This is a genomic window from Variovorax rhizosphaerae, assembly GCF_037889975.1.
Lineage (GTDB): Bacteria > Pseudomonadota > Gammaproteobacteria > Burkholderiales > Burkholderiaceae_C > Variovorax > Variovorax rhizosphaerae.
The window spans coordinates 55,546-69,205 of the sequence record NZ_JBBKZT010000015.1 but is presented as its reverse complement, the minus strand read 5'-3'; the positions used below and the strand labels follow the sequence as shown (position 1 = coordinate 69,205).

The 13,660-nt window shown below is 65.8% G+C and carries 12 protein-coding genes; 11 read left to right on the top strand and 1 reads right to left on the bottom strand.

Features of this window, described 5'->3' with window-relative positions:
- The gene (locus WKW82_RS27645) at positions 1–810 is read left to right on the top strand and encodes an alpha/beta fold hydrolase (protein WP_340345787.1); all 810 of its coding nucleotides are present in this window, start codon (positions 1–3) and stop codon (positions 808–810) included.
- 16 nt (positions 811–826) lie between these two features.
- On the opposite strand, the gene WKW82_RS27640 is transcribed toward WKW82_RS27645, so the two are convergent.
- Positions 827–1,336: a MarR family winged helix-turn-helix transcriptional regulator gene (locus WKW82_RS27640; protein ID WP_340345786.1), complete on the bottom strand. Its 510-nt coding sequence runs from the start codon at positions 1,334–1,336 to the stop codon at positions 827–829.
- A 101-nt stretch (positions 1,337–1,437) separates the two neighbouring features.
- On the opposite strand from WKW82_RS27640, the gene WKW82_RS27635 reads away from it, so the two are divergent.
- From WKW82_RS27635 to WKW82_RS27590, 10 genes are read left to right on the top strand one after another with little or no spacing between them, the layout of a single operon-like run.
- On the top strand, positions 1,438–3,621 hold the full coding sequence (locus WKW82_RS27635) for a thiamine pyrophosphate-dependent enzyme (RefSeq protein ID WP_340345785.1): 2,184 nt from the start codon (positions 1,438–1,440) through the stop codon (positions 3,619–3,621).
- A 6-nt stretch (positions 3,622–3,627) separates the two neighbouring features.
- A complete protein-coding gene (locus tag WKW82_RS27630) occupies positions 3,628–5,133 on the top strand; it encodes an indolepyruvate oxidoreductase subunit beta family protein (RefSeq protein ID WP_340345784.1) in 1,506 nt (501 codons plus the stop codon).
- Between the two features lie 22 nt (positions 5,134–5,155).
- Positions 5,156–6,151, top strand: coding sequence for a PDR/VanB family oxidoreductase (locus WKW82_RS27625; RefSeq protein WP_340345783.1), 996 nt, complete (start codon positions 5,156–5,158; stop codon positions 6,149–6,151).
- 25 nt (positions 6,152–6,176) lie between these two features.
- Entirely contained in the window at positions 6,177–7,508 is a 1,332-nt protein-coding gene (locus tag WKW82_RS27620) for an aromatic ring-hydroxylating dioxygenase subunit alpha (RefSeq protein ID WP_340345782.1), read from the top strand.
- Positions 7,505–7,987, top strand: coding sequence for an aromatic-ring-hydroxylating dioxygenase subunit beta (locus tag WKW82_RS27615; protein WP_340345781.1), 483 nt, complete (start codon positions 7,505–7,507; stop codon positions 7,985–7,987). Before WKW82_RS27620 ends, WKW82_RS27615 begins: the two co-directional genes overlap by 4 nt.
- A gap of 9 nt (positions 7,988–7,996) precedes the next feature.
- The gene (locus WKW82_RS27610) at positions 7,997–9,613 is read left to right on the top strand and encodes an AMP-binding protein (protein ID WP_340345779.1); all 1,617 of its coding nucleotides are present in this window, start codon (positions 7,997–7,999) and stop codon (positions 9,611–9,613) included.
- Positions 9,610–10,779 (top strand): thiolase family protein, encoded by a 1,170-nt coding sequence (locus WKW82_RS27605; RefSeq protein ID WP_340345778.1) that lies wholly within the window; start codon positions 9,610–9,612, stop codon positions 10,777–10,779. Before WKW82_RS27610 ends, WKW82_RS27605 begins: the two co-directional genes overlap by 4 nt.
- On the top strand, positions 10,776–12,029 hold the full coding sequence (locus tag WKW82_RS27600; RefSeq protein WP_340345776.1) for an SDR family NAD(P)-dependent oxidoreductase: 1,254 nt from the start codon (positions 10,776–10,778) through the stop codon (positions 12,027–12,029). Before WKW82_RS27605 ends, WKW82_RS27600 begins: the two co-directional genes overlap by 4 nt.
- A 19-nt stretch (positions 12,030–12,048) precedes the next feature.
- Positions 12,049–12,852 carry a cyclase family protein gene (locus tag WKW82_RS27595; protein WP_340345775.1) on the top strand — a complete coding sequence of 268 codons (804 nt, stop codon included), beginning with the start codon at positions 12,049–12,051 and terminating at the stop codon, positions 12,850–12,852.
- A 4-nt stretch (positions 12,853–12,856) separates the two neighbouring features.
- The gene (locus tag WKW82_RS27590; protein WP_340345774.1) at positions 12,857–13,585 is read left to right on the top strand and encodes an SDR family oxidoreductase; all 729 of its coding nucleotides are present in this window, start codon (positions 12,857–12,859) and stop codon (positions 13,583–13,585) included.
- The last annotated feature ends 75 nt before the right edge of the window (positions 13,586–13,660 follow it).

The window sequence follows — 13,660 nt, the reverse complement described above, 5'->3', positions numbered from 1 at the left end:
GTGAACGGGCCCGACATTCGCCGCGCGTTCGCGGACCTTTCCGTCGGGCAGGTTCACTATGCCTGCGCCGGCGAGCCGAGTGCGCCGGCGGTGCTGTTCCTGCACCAGACGCCGCGCAGTTGGGCTGAGTACCGCGCGGTGCTGCCGCTGGTCGGCCAGCGCTACTTCGCGGTGGCGATGGACACCGTCGGCTTCGGTGACTCGGCCCCTGCGCCCTGGGCGCCGACCATCGAGCATTGGGCGTCCGTCGCGGCGGAGTTGCTGGCATCGCTGGGCATCGGCAAGGCGCATGTGGTGGGGCATCACACGGGTGGGGTGATCGCAGTGGAACTGGCCGCGGCGTTTCCTGAGCATGTGGGTTCGCTGGTGCTGTCTTCCACGCCGTTCACGGATGCGGGCTTTCGTGCGGCGCGTGCTGGGAGCAAGCCCATCGACGCGGTCGAGCGCAGCGGCGACGGCGCGCACCTCATGCAGATGTGGCGCAACCGGCAGGGCTTCTATCCGGCGGGCCGGCCCGAGTTGCTGGAGGCCTTCGTGCTCGATGCGCTCATGGTGCGCGGCGATCTGGAAGGCGGCCATCGCGCGGTGGCGTCGTATCGGATGGAGGAGCGCATTGGGCGCGTGACGCAGCCGGTGCTGGTGCTGCGCGCGCCGGACGATCCGTTCGCTTCACCGCATGCGGCCGAGTTGGCGGCTCACTTGCAGGACGCGCGCATCGTCGACATCGAAGGCGGGATGGTGCCGCTGCCCGACCAGTTGCCGGATGCCTTCGCCGAGGCGGTGCTGGATTTTCTCGACCGACTCGAGTGAGCCGGCGGGGCCGCGGTCAATCGTCGTCGTCTTCCACCGCCGCGCCCGAGTCCTCATGCAATTCGATCATGCGCCGCAGGGTGCTCTTCAGGGCTTCGGCGCTCTGCAGGCCGAAGGGCTCCAGCACGCGGTGCTCATGCTCACGCGCCAGTTCCATCAGGTGCTTGACCGTGCGCTCGCCGGCGTCGGTGATGCGCACCAGTGTGATGCGCCGATCACTGTCATGGGGCAGGCGTTCCACGTGGCCCTTGCTGGCCATGCGGTCGAGCATGCGCGTGACGGTGGGCTGCTTCATCACCGCGACTTGCGCGAGGCGCCCGATGCTGATCGCATCCCCGCCCGCCAGCGTGGCCATCACGCGCCATTCCGACACGGAAAAACCGTGCTGCCGCGCCACCTTGTGGAACTCCGAGGAGATCAGGTGACTGGCCTGCGCCAGCAGCGCGGGCAGATAGTCGTCGACAAAGTGCCGGGGCTCGGGCAGCGGGGCTGAAGCCGCCTGCTTGGGTCGCTTGGAAGCTGGCACAGCGCTTGCGAGTCTAGGGTTATTCATGATTGTGCATACATTCAGATCTAAAGAATATACGCACTTGGGACGAACGCGTCCGAGGGTTTTCAAGGAGCACCATGGCTGAGCGGTCTTTTGTCGAGGAAGTAAAGAAGCTGAGGCTCGGCGCGGGAGATATTTTCAGCGGCGAGGGCATCCTGGCTGTGACCAAGGGTTTGCTGGAGTCTGGCGTAGCGTACGTCGCCGGCTACCAGGGGGCGCCGATTTCGCATCTGATGGATGTGCTGGCCGATGCACAGGACATCCTGGCCGAGCAGGGCATCCGGTTCGAGAACAGCGCGAGCGAAGCGACCGCGGCGGCGACGCTGGCGGCGTCGGTCAACTATCCGTTGCGTGGCGCGGTGACTTTCAAGGCGACGGTAGGCACCAACGTGGCCTCCGATGCCTTGGCCAACCTGGCCTCCGGCGGCGTGACCGGCGGCGCGCTGATCATCGTGGGCGAGGACTACGGCGAAGGCTCCTCGATCATGCAGGAGCGCAGCCATGCCTTCGCAATGAAGTCGCAGATGTGGCTGCTCGACCCGCGGCCCAACTTGCCGTCGATCGTCGATGCGGTGAAGCAGGGCTTCGATTTGTCGGAAGCCAGCAGCACGCCGGTGATGCTGCAACTGCGCATCCGTGCCTGCCATGTGCATGGGCAGTTCGTGGCGTCGGACAACGTGCCGCCGAAGTTCACGCTCAAGGAGGCGATGGAGTCGCCGCAGCGCGACGTCAGCCGCATCGTGCTGCCGCCTGCGAGCTTCGTGCACGAGCAGGAGAAGGTGAAGGACCGATGGCCTGCGGCCGTTCGCTTCATCGAGGAGCGCAAGCTCAATGAATTCTTCAGCGATGGCGTGGACGACATCGGTGTGATCGTGCAGGGCGGCAGCTACAACACGATGATGCGTGCGCTGGAGCGGCTGGACCTGGCCGACGTGTACGGCAACTCGAAGGTGCCGCTGTATGTCATGAACGTGGCCTATCCAGTGATCGACAGCGAAGTGCTGCGCTTCTGCGAAGGCAAGCGCGCGGTGCTGCTGGTGGAGGAGGGGCAACCCAACTTCATCGAGCAGAACATCGCGACCATCCTGCGGCAGGCCGGCGTGACGGCTGCGTTGCATGGCAAGGACATGCTGCCGGTGGCGGGCGAATACACGGCCGCCGTGCTGCTGAAAGGTGCGCGCGAATTCTTCGAGCGCTATGGACGCATCGCGCCCTTGCCGGTGCCTGCGCCGGTGCGCAAGATCATTCCGCTGACGGCCGTGGCGGAGATCGGTGTCGATGGGGCGCCGGAGCCTTCGCGTCCGCTGGAAGACAGCGTGCATGCGCGGCCGCCAGGCTTCTGCACGGGTTGCCCTGAGCGGCCGATCTTCAGCGCGATGAAACTGGTCGAGCGCGAGCTTGGACCGCACCACATCAGCGCCGACATCGGCTGCCACCTGTTCTCGATCCTGCCGCCGTTTCACCTCGGCAACACGACGATGGGCTATGGATTGGGCGCGGCCGGTGCGGCAGCACTCAATGTGCCCGCGGGCAAGCGCGCCATCTCGATGATGGGCGACGGCGGCTTCTGGCACAACGGGCTGACCAGCGGCATCGCCAACGCGGTGTTCAACCGCAGCGACAACCTGACCATCGTCGTCGACAACAACTACACCTCGGCCACGGGCGGCCAGGACATCCTCTCGTCGAAGGCGAACAACCCGACGCGCAGCACCGGCCACGAGATCGAGCAGGCGGTGCGCGGCGTCGGCGTGAAGTGGGTGAAGACGATGCGCCGTACCTACGACGTGGCCGGCATGCGCGACCTGCTGCGCGACGCGCTGACGACCAAGGAGAAGGGGCCGAAGGTGCTGATCGCGCAATCGGAATGCATGCTGAACAAGCAGCGCCGCGAGAAGCCGCTGGTGCGCAAGGCGGTGGCGGAAGGCAAGAGGGTCGTGCGCGAGAAGTTCGGGATCGATTCGGACACGTGTACTGGCGACCATTCGTGCATTCGCCTGTCGGGCTGCCCGTCGCTGTCGATCAAGCCGAATCCCGATCCGCTGCGCACCGACCCGATCGCGACCGTGCTGGACAGTTGCGTCGGCTGCGGCAATTGTGGCGACGTGTCGCATGCGGCCGTGCTGTGCCCGTCCTTCTACAAGGCGCAGGTGGTGAGCAACCCGAGCGGCTGGGACAAGTTGCTGGAGCGCGTGCGCGGCGCCGTCATCGGCTGGATGCAACGCGGTGATGCCAAGCGTCGTGAACGGTTTGCCTTCTAAGAATTCATGAACGCTACTCAACCTATCAAGATTGCCATCCTCGCCATGGGCGGCGAGGGCGGCGGCGTGCTGGCCGACTGGATCGTCGACCTCGGCGAGCACAACGGCTACATCGCGCAGACCACTTCGGTGCCCGGCGTGGCGCAGCGCACTGGCGCGACCATTTACTACGTCGAGTTGTATCCCGAGTCGCGTGCCAAGGCCGATGGCGGCAAGCCGGTGCTGGCGCTGATGCCGCTGCCCGGTGATGTCGACCTGGTGCTGGCTTCCGAACTGATGGAAGCCGGCCGTGCGGTGCAGCGCGGGCTGGTCACGCAGGATCGCACCACGCTGATCGCGTCCACCCACCGCGTCTATTCGATTGCAGAGAAGTCGGCGATGGGCGATGGGCGGGTCGACAGCACGCAATTGGTGGCGCATGCGAACAAGGCGGCCAAGCGCTTCATCCGCTTCGACATGGCGCAGGCGGCAGAACAGGCGGGCAGCGTGATCAGCGCCGTGCTCTTCGGTGCGCTGGCCGGATCGGGCGTGTTGCCTTTCAGCCGCGCGCAGTTCGAGGCGACGGTGGAGCGCGGTGGGGTGGGCGTGAAGCCGAGCCTGAAGGCCTTTGGCGGTGCGTTCGAGCGGGTGCAATCGGGGTCCGAAGCGGATGCGCCAGCGGCGGCGTTGCCGGCGCGTTCAGCGCCAGCGCCGAAGGATCCGCAAGTGCGCGCATTGATCGAACGCGTGCAGCGGGAGTTTCCTGAGCCCGCGCACTTCCTGTTGCTCGAAGGCGTGCGCCGCCTGATCGACTATCAGGACGTGGCCTATGCCGGCACCTACCTCGATCGCATGGCAAAGGTCCATGCGTTGCAAGTGAACGATGGCGGACGGCTTGCCGAGAGCACCGCGCGGCACCTGGCGCTCTGGATGTCCTACGAAGACACCGCCCGCGTTGCCGCACTGAAGACGCGCGCCACCCGCTTCGACCGCGTGCGCGACGAGGCTGGCGCGCAGTCCGGCCAGGTCGTGGCGATCAACGAATACATGCACCCGCGCCTCCAGGAAATCTGCGAGACGCTGCCCGGCGGCATCGGGCGTTGGTTGATGAATTCCGGCATGCCGAAGCGCATCGTCGAACGCATGACTCAGAAGGGTCGAGTCGTCCAGACCAGTTCGGTGCATGGCTACCTGCTGCTGCGTTGTGTGGCGGCTGCCGCGCGCTGGCGTCGGTCCACCACGCGCTTCGCGGAAGAAAACCAGCTCATCGAAGCGTGGCTGGAACGCATCGCGCAGACGGCCGCCATCAACCCGGCGCTGGCGCTCGAGATCGCCGAATGCCAGCGACTGGTCAAAGGCTACAGCGACACCCATGCACGCGGCCTGCGCAACTACGAACTGGTGATGGGCGCCGCCAAGCGCGCCGGCAGCGCGTTGGCGCCCGCCACCTTGCGCGAACTGCGCGACGCGGCGCTCGCCGACGAGCACGGCCACAAGCTGCGCGACGTGCTGGCCCGCTACGCACTCGCTTGACATTGAAGGGAGACAACGAACCATGTCACATGAACCACTGCCCACGCTGACCTTGCGCGTTGCACAGGCGCAGCAACTCAACCCGCTGATCCGCATGTTCCGCTTGCGAGCGGACGACGGGCGCGCATTGCCCGGCTTCACCGCCGGTGCGCACATCCGCGTGAAAGTCACGCTGCCTGACGGCAAGGAAGACTGGCGCCACTATTCGCTCATCAACCCTGCCGCGCAGCAAGGCGTGACCGATGCGCCGATCGAGTACGTGATCGCCGTGCGCATCGAGGACGAGGGCCGCGGCGGCTCGCGCTTCATGCACCAGAACTTGAAGGAAGGCGATGCGCTGACCATCGAGGTGCCGAAGAACGATTTCCCGGTGCACGAGGGTGCAGCGCGCGCGGTGCTGATCGCCGGCGGCATCGGCATCACGCCGCTCATCAGCATGGCCGCACGCCGCAAGGCCGAGGGCGCGCCGGTGCGCATGCACTATGCCGGCCGCAGCCGCGACCTGATGGCCTTCCTGCCGGAACTGCAAGCGCTGCTGGCCGACGACCTGATCGTCCACACCGACGTGGAAGCAGGCGCCCCCCTCAACATCGAAGCCCTGCTCGACGCTTGCGAAGCGCAAGACCAGCTCTACGTCTGCGGCCCCAAGGTCATGCTCGACGCCGTGCTCGCCGCCACGCAGAAGCGCGGCTGGACGCACGACCGCGTGCACTTCGAACTCTTCACGACGCCGGCGGTGGAAGAGGGCGACCATCCTTTCGAAGTGGTGCTGGCCATGTCCGGCAAGACCTTCACCGTGCCGGCCGACAAGACCATCCTCGACTGCATGATCGACGAGGGCTGCGACCCGATGTACGACTGCAAGCGTGGCGAATGCGGTGTGTGCGCGACGCCGGTGATGGAAGGCGAGATCGACCATCGCGACTATGTGCTGATGGCCAGCGAGAAGGCGGCCGGCAACGTGATCCAGATCTGCATCTCGCGCGCCAAGGGTGCGCGCCTGGTGCTGGACGTCTAAGCCAAGAAGATTCAGGAGACCCCACATGACGACCTACCGCGGCAACCCCGAAGCGATCCGCGCGCTGGTGCAGCCCGACCGCGTGCACCGCGACCTCTACATCAACCAAGAGCTGTTCGACCTGGAACAGGAACACTTCTTCGCGAACACCTGGAATTACGTCGGCCACGACAGCCAGTTGCCCAAGCCCGGCGACTACATCAGCAACGAGATCGGTGGCCGGCCGCTGATCGTGGTGCGCCACACCGACGGCTCGGTGCGCGTGATGATGAACCGCTGCGCTCACAAGGGTTCGCGGCTGGTGAGCGCGCCCTGCGGCAACACCGGCAAGTTCTTCCGCTGCCCGTACCACGCATGGACCTTCAAGACCGACGGCTCGCTGCTGTCCATCCCGCTGAAGAACGGCTACGAAGGCACGCAGCTCACCCAGTGCGAATCGTCCAAGGGCCTCACACAGGTGAAGCACGTGCGGCTCTATCGCGGCTTCATCTTCGTCAAGCTCAACGACACGGGGCCGGACTTCGAGGAGTTCTTCGGCGATTCGCTGAGCTCCATCGACAACATGGCCGACCGCTCGCCCGAAGGCGAACTGGAGATCGCCGGCGGCTGCCTGCGTTTCATGCACCAGTGCAACTGGAAGATGTTCATCGAGAACCTCAACGACACCATGCATCCGATGGTGGCGCACGAGTCCTCGGCCGGCACCGCCAAGACCATGTGGTCGGGCAAGCCGGCGGACGAGCCCAAGCCGATGGCGATCGAGCAGTTCGTGCCCTTCATGTCGGACTACAAGTTCTTCGAGGACATGGGCGTGCGCGTGTTCGACAACGGCCACAGCTTCTCGGGCGTGCACTACAGCATCCACAGCAAGTACTCGGCGATCCCGGAATACGACGCAGCCATGCAGGCGAAGTACGGGCCGGAGCGCACGCAACAGATCCTGGGCCTGGCGCGGCACAACACGGTGTACTACCCGAACCTTACGATCAAGGGTGCGATCCAGTCGATCCGCGTGGTGAAGCCGATCGCCGTCGACAAGACGCTGGTCGAGAGCTGGACCTTCCGACTCAAGGGCGCGCCGCCGGAGCTGCTGCATCGCACGACCATGTACAACCGGCTCATCAATTCGCCTTTCTCCGTGGTGGGCCATGACGACCTGCAGGCCTATCGCGGCATCCAGGCCGGCCTGCATGCGGGTGGCAACGAATGGGTCAGCCTGCATCGCAACTTCGATGCGGCAGAGCTTGGCCAGAAGGACGTGACGGCCGTCGGGACCAGCGAGATTTCCATGCGCAACCAGTACCGTGCATGGGAACGTCACATGACCGCGAACATGGTCGAGAAGGCTGAAGCATGAGCACCGTTTCTCGCCAGGATCTGATCGACTTCGTCGTCCACGAATGCCGCCTGCTCGACGCCAAGCGCTACGAGGAGTGGAACCAGCTCTTCACCGATGACGCCTTCTACTGGTTGCCCTTGGTCCCCGACCAGGAGGATGGCTACCAGCACACCTCGCACATGTACGAGGACAAGCTGCTGCGGGACCTGCGCATCGAGCGCCTGAAGAGCCCGCGCGCCTTCTCGCAGCAGCCGCCGAGCCGTTGCCATCACCTGTTGCAGACGCCCACTGTCGAGAGCTTCGACGAGGCCGGCAACCAATTCGTCGTTCGCACGGAGTTCCACTACACGGAGTCGCAGGGCGACGAACTGCAGTTCTACGTCGGCACCTTCTTCCATCACCTGACCCTGAGCGACGGCGCGCTGCGCATGACGCTCAAGCGCGTGAACCTGCTCAACTGCGACGCGGCCCTGCCGGCGGTGCAGTTGTTCATCTGATCTCAACCGATGCACACCACTGTCTACGACGTCTTCTGCGCCACGGCTGCGCGCACGCCGCAAGCGGATTTCCTGTTCACCGAATCGGTGACTGCGGCCGCCTACGGCATCGATGCGGGCGCCATCCGCTGGGGAGCCGCTGCGGCCGAGGTCGAGCGCTTGCGCGCGGCCTATCGCGGCGCCGGCTGGGGCCATGGCCACCGTGTCGGGCTGTTGCTGGAGAACCGGCCGGCTTTCCTCTTCCATTGGTTCGCACTCAATGCGTTGGGTGTGAGCGTGGTGCCGATCAATGCGGAGATGCGCTCGGCGGAGCTGACCTATCTGATCGGCCACAGCGAGATCGCCCTTGCCGTGACGCTGCCCGAGCGCGCGGCCGACCTGCGCTCCGCTGCGGGACAAGCGGGCGTTCCTTTCGACACGATGTCGGCCGATGGCGAAGTGCCGCGTGCCCGCACCGTGCCGCCGCGCATGGACGAGCCCGTCGGCGCGAACACCGAATGCGGCTTGCTCTACACCTCCGGCACCACTGGCCGGCCGAAGGGCTGCATCCTCGACAACAGCTACTTCCTGCGCGCCGGCGAGTGGTATGCGGCGCTTGACGGCGTGTGCAGCATCCGCCTAGACACCGAGCGCGTCATCACGCCGCTGCCGCTGAACCACATGAACGCGATGGCGTTCTCGACCATGGTGGTGCTTCTGGCCGGTGGTTGCCTGGTGCAACTCGATCGCTTCCATCCCAAGAGCTGGCTGCAAAGCGCACGCGAGAGCGGCGCGACCATCGTGCATTACCTGGGCGTGATGCCGGCGATGCTGTTGAGCGCGCCGGCTTCAGCCGCCGACCGTGATCACGCGATCCGCTGGGGCTTCGGTGCCGGTGTGGACCGCAAGAACCATGCGCCCTTCGAAGAACGTTTCGGCTTCCCGCTGGTCGAGGCCTGGGCCATGACCGAGACCGGTGCTGGCGCCTGCGTGATGGCGAACCGCGAGCCGCGCCTGGTGGGCAGCAGTTGCTTCGGTCGCCAACCCGATTTCCTCGAACTGCGCCTGGTCGACGAAGAAGGCCGCGATGCCGCAGTCGATGCGCCTGGCGAATTGCTGGTGCGCTCGGCCGGTGCCGATCCGCGTCGCTACTTCTTCTCGGGCTACCTGAAGGACGAGGAAGCCACGCGCGAGGCCTGGGCCGATGGCTGGTTTCACACGGGCGACCTGGTGCGTCGCGATGCGGATGGCAACTTCTTCTTCGTCGATCGCAAGAAGAACGTGATTCGCCGCAGTGGCGAGAACATCTCGGCGGTGGAAGTGGAGAGCGTGCTCAACCAGCATCCGGCGGTGAAGACTTCGGCTGTGGCGGCAACCCCCGACCCGGTGCGTGGCGACGAGGTGCTCGCCTGCATCGTGATGCGCGAGAACACCACCTCGTCGGCCGAACTCGCAGCCAGCATCGTCGCGCATGCGCTGTCGCAACTGGCCTACTACAAAGCGCCAGGCTACGTCGCCTTTGTCGATGCCTTGCCGCTGACGCCGTCGCAGAAGATCCAGCGCGGGCAATTGAAAGAGCTTGCGCATGCCTTGCCGGGGCGGGCGAACTGCATCGACACACGGTCGATGAAGAAAAGGCAGCCATGACCAAAAGGATGTCTTACGAGGGCGTTGCGGTGGCCGTACCGGTCACCGTGCCTTATGTCCGCTACTCGACCCGCACGGCGCACTGGTTCATCGGCCATGCGGTCGACGCGCTGGTCAAGGCCAGCGGCTTGAAGAAGGAGCAGATCGACGGCCTGTGCCTCAGCAGCTTTTCGCTGGTGCCGGACACGGCCGTCGGCGTGACGCAGCACATTGGCCTGTCGCCGCGCTGGCTCGACCATGTGCCCACGGGCGGCGCATCGGGCGTGATGTGCCTGCGCCGTGCCGCACGCGCGGTGCAGGCGGGCGATGCGGATGTCGTCGCCTGCGTGGCGGCCGACACCAACCATGTCGACTCCTTCCGCCAGACGCTCGGTGCCTTCAGCAACTTCGCACGCGACGCGACCTACCCCTACGGTGCGGGCGGCCCCAATTCTGTGTTCGCCTTCATCACCGCGAACTACATGCGCACCTATGGCGCGAAGCGCGAGGACTTCGGCCGCATCGCGGTGGACCAACGCACCAACGCGCTCGGCAATCCGCACGCGATGTTCAAGAAGCCGCTGACGCTGGACGAATACATGGCCGCGCGGCCGATCTCCGACCCGATCCATCTGTTCGATTGCGTGATGCCTTGCGCTGGCGCCGAAGCCTTCCTCGTCATGAGCGAAGAGCGTGCGCGCGACCTGGGCTTGCCCCATGCCGTGATCCGCGGCGCGATCGAGCGCCACAACGCGTTTGCCGAAGACCCGGTGATGGTGTGCGGCGGGTGGCGCGTCGACCGCGACGATCTCTATGCGCAGGCCGACATCAAGCCCGAGGCGCTCGATTTCGTGCAGACCTACGACGACTATCCGGTGATCGTGATGATGCAATTCGAAGACCTCGGGTTCTGCGAGAAGGGCGAGGCGTCGGCCTTCGTGCAGTCGCAAGGCATGACCTTTGAGGGCAGCTTCCCCAACAACACGAGTGGCGGCCAGTTGTCGGCGGGGCAGGCCGGTGCGGCCGGTGGATTTCTCGGCATGACCGAGACGATCCGCCAGCTTACCGATGCGGCCGGTGCGCGTGCGGTGAAGGATGCGCAACTGGGTCTGGTTGCCGGCTTCGGCATGGTGACCTACGACAGATGCCTGTGCACAGGCGCCGTCATCCTCGGGAGGCCGTCATGACGATGCCCTTGATGCGCCCCAAGAAAAAGAACCCAGTACTTCGCACCCGGCAGATGAACCTGCCCCCGTGGGCACGCGGCCGTGTCGCCTTGGGCATCACAGCAGCCGCCGCCGAAGGCCGCTTCGAATTGCAGGAGTGCGAAGAGTGCGGCACGGTGCAGTACCCGCCGCGCGAGGCCTGCCACAAGTGCCTCTCGGCCGCTCTGCGCTGGCGCGAACAGTCCGGCGAAGGCAACCTGCTGGCCACCACCACGCTGCACCACAGCAACGACATGTACTTCCGCGAGCGCCTGCCCTGGCGCCTCGGTCTGGTGCACCTGGACGCCGGCCCGACGCTGATGGTCCACATGCACGGCGAGGTGGGCGATGCCCCGTCGCGGGTCAAGGTGGGCGCCCGGCTCGATCGCGCCGGGCAAGCGGTATTGATTGGATTTCCGAACGAAGGGAGCGCCCATATGGCCGACGACAAGATGCTGCGTGAAATGACCAGCGACCCCAAATTCCGCAAGGTGCTGGTCACCGACGGCAAGACCGAGGTGGGCCAGGCCCTGGTGCGTGCGCTGGTCAAGGCGGGGGCCGACATCGTGTGGGTCGGCCATGCGGAGCCGTGGAAGAAGACGGGCGGGCTCGAAGACATCACGGCGCTGCCACAGGTGACGCTGGTGCCGCTGGACCTGACCAATGGCCGCTCGGTGACGGAGCTGGCCGGCGAGATCGGCGGCAAGGTCGACATCGTCATCAACAACGCGGAGGTGCATCGCACCTTCGGCATCGGCGCGCGGCGCGGCACCGACGTGGCCAAGGCCGAGATGGACATCAACTACTTCGGCCTGCTGCGGTTGGCGCAGGAGTTCGGCCCCGCGCTGAAGGGACGCTCCGCCGATGGCGAGACCGGCGCGACCGCATGGGTCAACCTGCTGTCGGTCTATGCGCTCAGCAACTTCCCGGCGCACGGCACGTTCAGCGCCTCCAAGGCCGCGGCGCATTCGCTCGCGCAATGCCTGCGTGCCGAGATGCGGCCGGCCGGCATCCGTGTGATCAATGTCTTCCCTGGCCCGATCGACGACGAATGGAACCAGCATGTTCCTCCCCCCAAGCTGCTGTCGGGCACGCTCGCCAATGCCATCGTGAAGGCACTGCGCGATGGCGTGGAGGACGTGTACCCCGGCGACGTCGCACAGGAATGGCTGGAGCGCTGGCGCGACAACCCGAAGGTGTTGGAACGCGAACTCGCCGCTGGCGGAAGTTGAAGAACAAGGATTCGAAGCAATGACAACAAGCACCCTCACGTCCACCGCCCAACTGCTGGGCGGCCTGGTGAGCGCCATGGCGACGGGACAGATCCGCGTGGTCGACCTCACCCAGACGCTCACGCCCGAGTTCCCGCAGATCGCCCTGCCGCCCGAGATGGGCCAATGCTGGCCCTTCCGCATCGAGGAGGTTTCGCACTACGACGAGCGCGGCCCCGGCTGGTACTGGAACAACTTCTCCTGCGGCGAGCACACTGGCACGCACTTCGATGCGCCCATCCACTGGATCTCCGGCAAGGACCTGCCGAACAATTCGGTCGACACCATTCCCGCGCAGCACTTCGTCGCGCCGGCCTGCGTCATCGACTGCTCGGAACAGGTCAAGTCGAACCACGACTATCTGATGACGGTCGAGGACATCGAGCGCTATGAAGCCGCGCACGGCCGCATCCCCAAGGGCGCCTGGGTGCTGATGCGCACCGACTGGTCGCAGCGCCATGACCCCGAGGCGTATCAGAACTTCGACGAGACCGGCCAGCACACGCCCGGCCCGAGTTCCGAAGCCGTGCGCTTCCTGGTCGAGCAGCGTGACGTGCTCGGCTTCGGCTCCGAAGCCATCGGCACCGATGCCGGCCAGGGCTACCACCTGCGCCCGCCGTATCCGTGCCACTACTACATGCATGGCGCGGGCCGCTACGGCCTGCAATGCCTGTGCAACCTCGACCAGTTGCCGCCGGCCGGCGCCGTGCTGATCTGCCCGCCGCTCAAGATCCAGAAGGGCAGCGGCAGCCCCTTGCGCGTGCTTGCCTTGGTGGAGGGTTGAGCACATGACGATCCGCAAAGTTGCAGCAGTCACCGGCGGCAGCGCCGGCATCGGCAAGGCCATCTGCGAGGACCTGCTCGCCAAGGGCTATGAAGTCGTCTCGCTGGCGCGACGCAAGAGCGACATCGTGCATCCCCACATGCACAGCATCGAGGTCGACTTGATGGACCGCGCGGCCACCGGGCAGGCGGTGCACCAGCTGGCGCACCAGTTCGACGTGAATACGGTGGTGCACAACGCCGGCGTGATCCGCGCCGCCCTGCTGGCCGACGTGAAGCTCGACGATCTCGACGCGCTGGTCGACCTGCACCTGGGCTGCGCCATCCAGCTCGTGCAGGCCACGCTGCCTACGATGCGAGCGCAGCACTTCGGCCGCGTGGTGCTGCTGTCCTCGCGTGCCGCGGTGGGCCTGGCCACGCGCACCAGTTACTCCGCGACGAAGGCAGGCATGCTGGGCATGGCCCGCACCTGGGCGCTGGAGCTGGCGCCGGAAGGCATCACCGTCAACGTCGTCGCACCGGGCCCTATCAAGACCGACATGTTCTACGACGTGGTGCAGGAAGGCAGCGACAAGGAGCGCGCGCTGGCGGCGTCGGTTCCGGTGAAGCGGCTCGGCGAATCGGCCGACGTGGCGCGTGCGGTGAGCTTCTTCGCCGATCCGGCCAACAGCTTCGTGACCGGGCAGGTGCTGTACGTCTGCGGCGGAACGAGCGTGGGCAGCCTGGCTCTGTAATTGCTAGCAAGGGCCTAGGTAGTTCCTCTTGTTGCCCAAGTCTCGTCTCGCTCATATTGTTGAGAGCTAAACATT

What these genes read in the sequence shown, in the direction of transcription:
- WKW82_RS27625 (WP_340345783.1), top strand. Translation starts at nt 5,156, where the DNA reads ATGTCACATGAACCACTGCCCACGCTGACCTTGCGCGTTGCACAGGCG.
- WKW82_RS27615 (WP_340345781.1), top strand. Translation starts at nt 7,505, where the DNA reads ATGAGCACCGTTTCTCGCCAGGATCTGATCGACTTCGTCGTCCACGAA.
- WKW82_RS27605 (WP_340345778.1), top strand. Translation starts at nt 9,610, where the DNA reads ATGACCAAAAGGATGTCTTACGAGGGCGTTGCGGTGGCCGTACCGGTC.
- WKW82_RS27620 (WP_340345782.1), top strand. Translation starts at nt 6,177, where the DNA reads ATGACGACCTACCGCGGCAACCCCGAAGCGATCCGCGCGCTGGTGCAG.
- WKW82_RS27635 (WP_340345785.1), top strand. Translation starts at nt 1,438, where the DNA reads ATGGCTGAGCGGTCTTTTGTCGAGGAAGTAAAGAAGCTGAGGCTCGGC.
- WKW82_RS27590 (WP_340345774.1), top strand. Translation starts at nt 12,857, where the DNA reads ATGACGATCCGCAAAGTTGCAGCAGTCACCGGCGGCAGCGCCGGCATC.
- WKW82_RS27595 (WP_340345775.1), top strand. Translation starts at nt 12,049, where the DNA reads ATGACAACAAGCACCCTCACGTCCACCGCCCAACTGCTGGGCGGCCTG.
- WKW82_RS27610 (WP_340345779.1), top strand. Translation starts at nt 7,997, where the DNA reads ATGCACACCACTGTCTACGACGTCTTCTGCGCCACGGCTGCGCGCACG.
- WKW82_RS27600 (WP_340345776.1), top strand. Translation starts at nt 10,776, where the DNA reads ATGACGATGCCCTTGATGCGCCCCAAGAAAAAGAACCCAGTACTTCGC.
- WKW82_RS27630 (WP_340345784.1), top strand. Translation starts at nt 3,628, where the DNA reads ATGAACGCTACTCAACCTATCAAGATTGCCATCCTCGCCATGGGCGGC.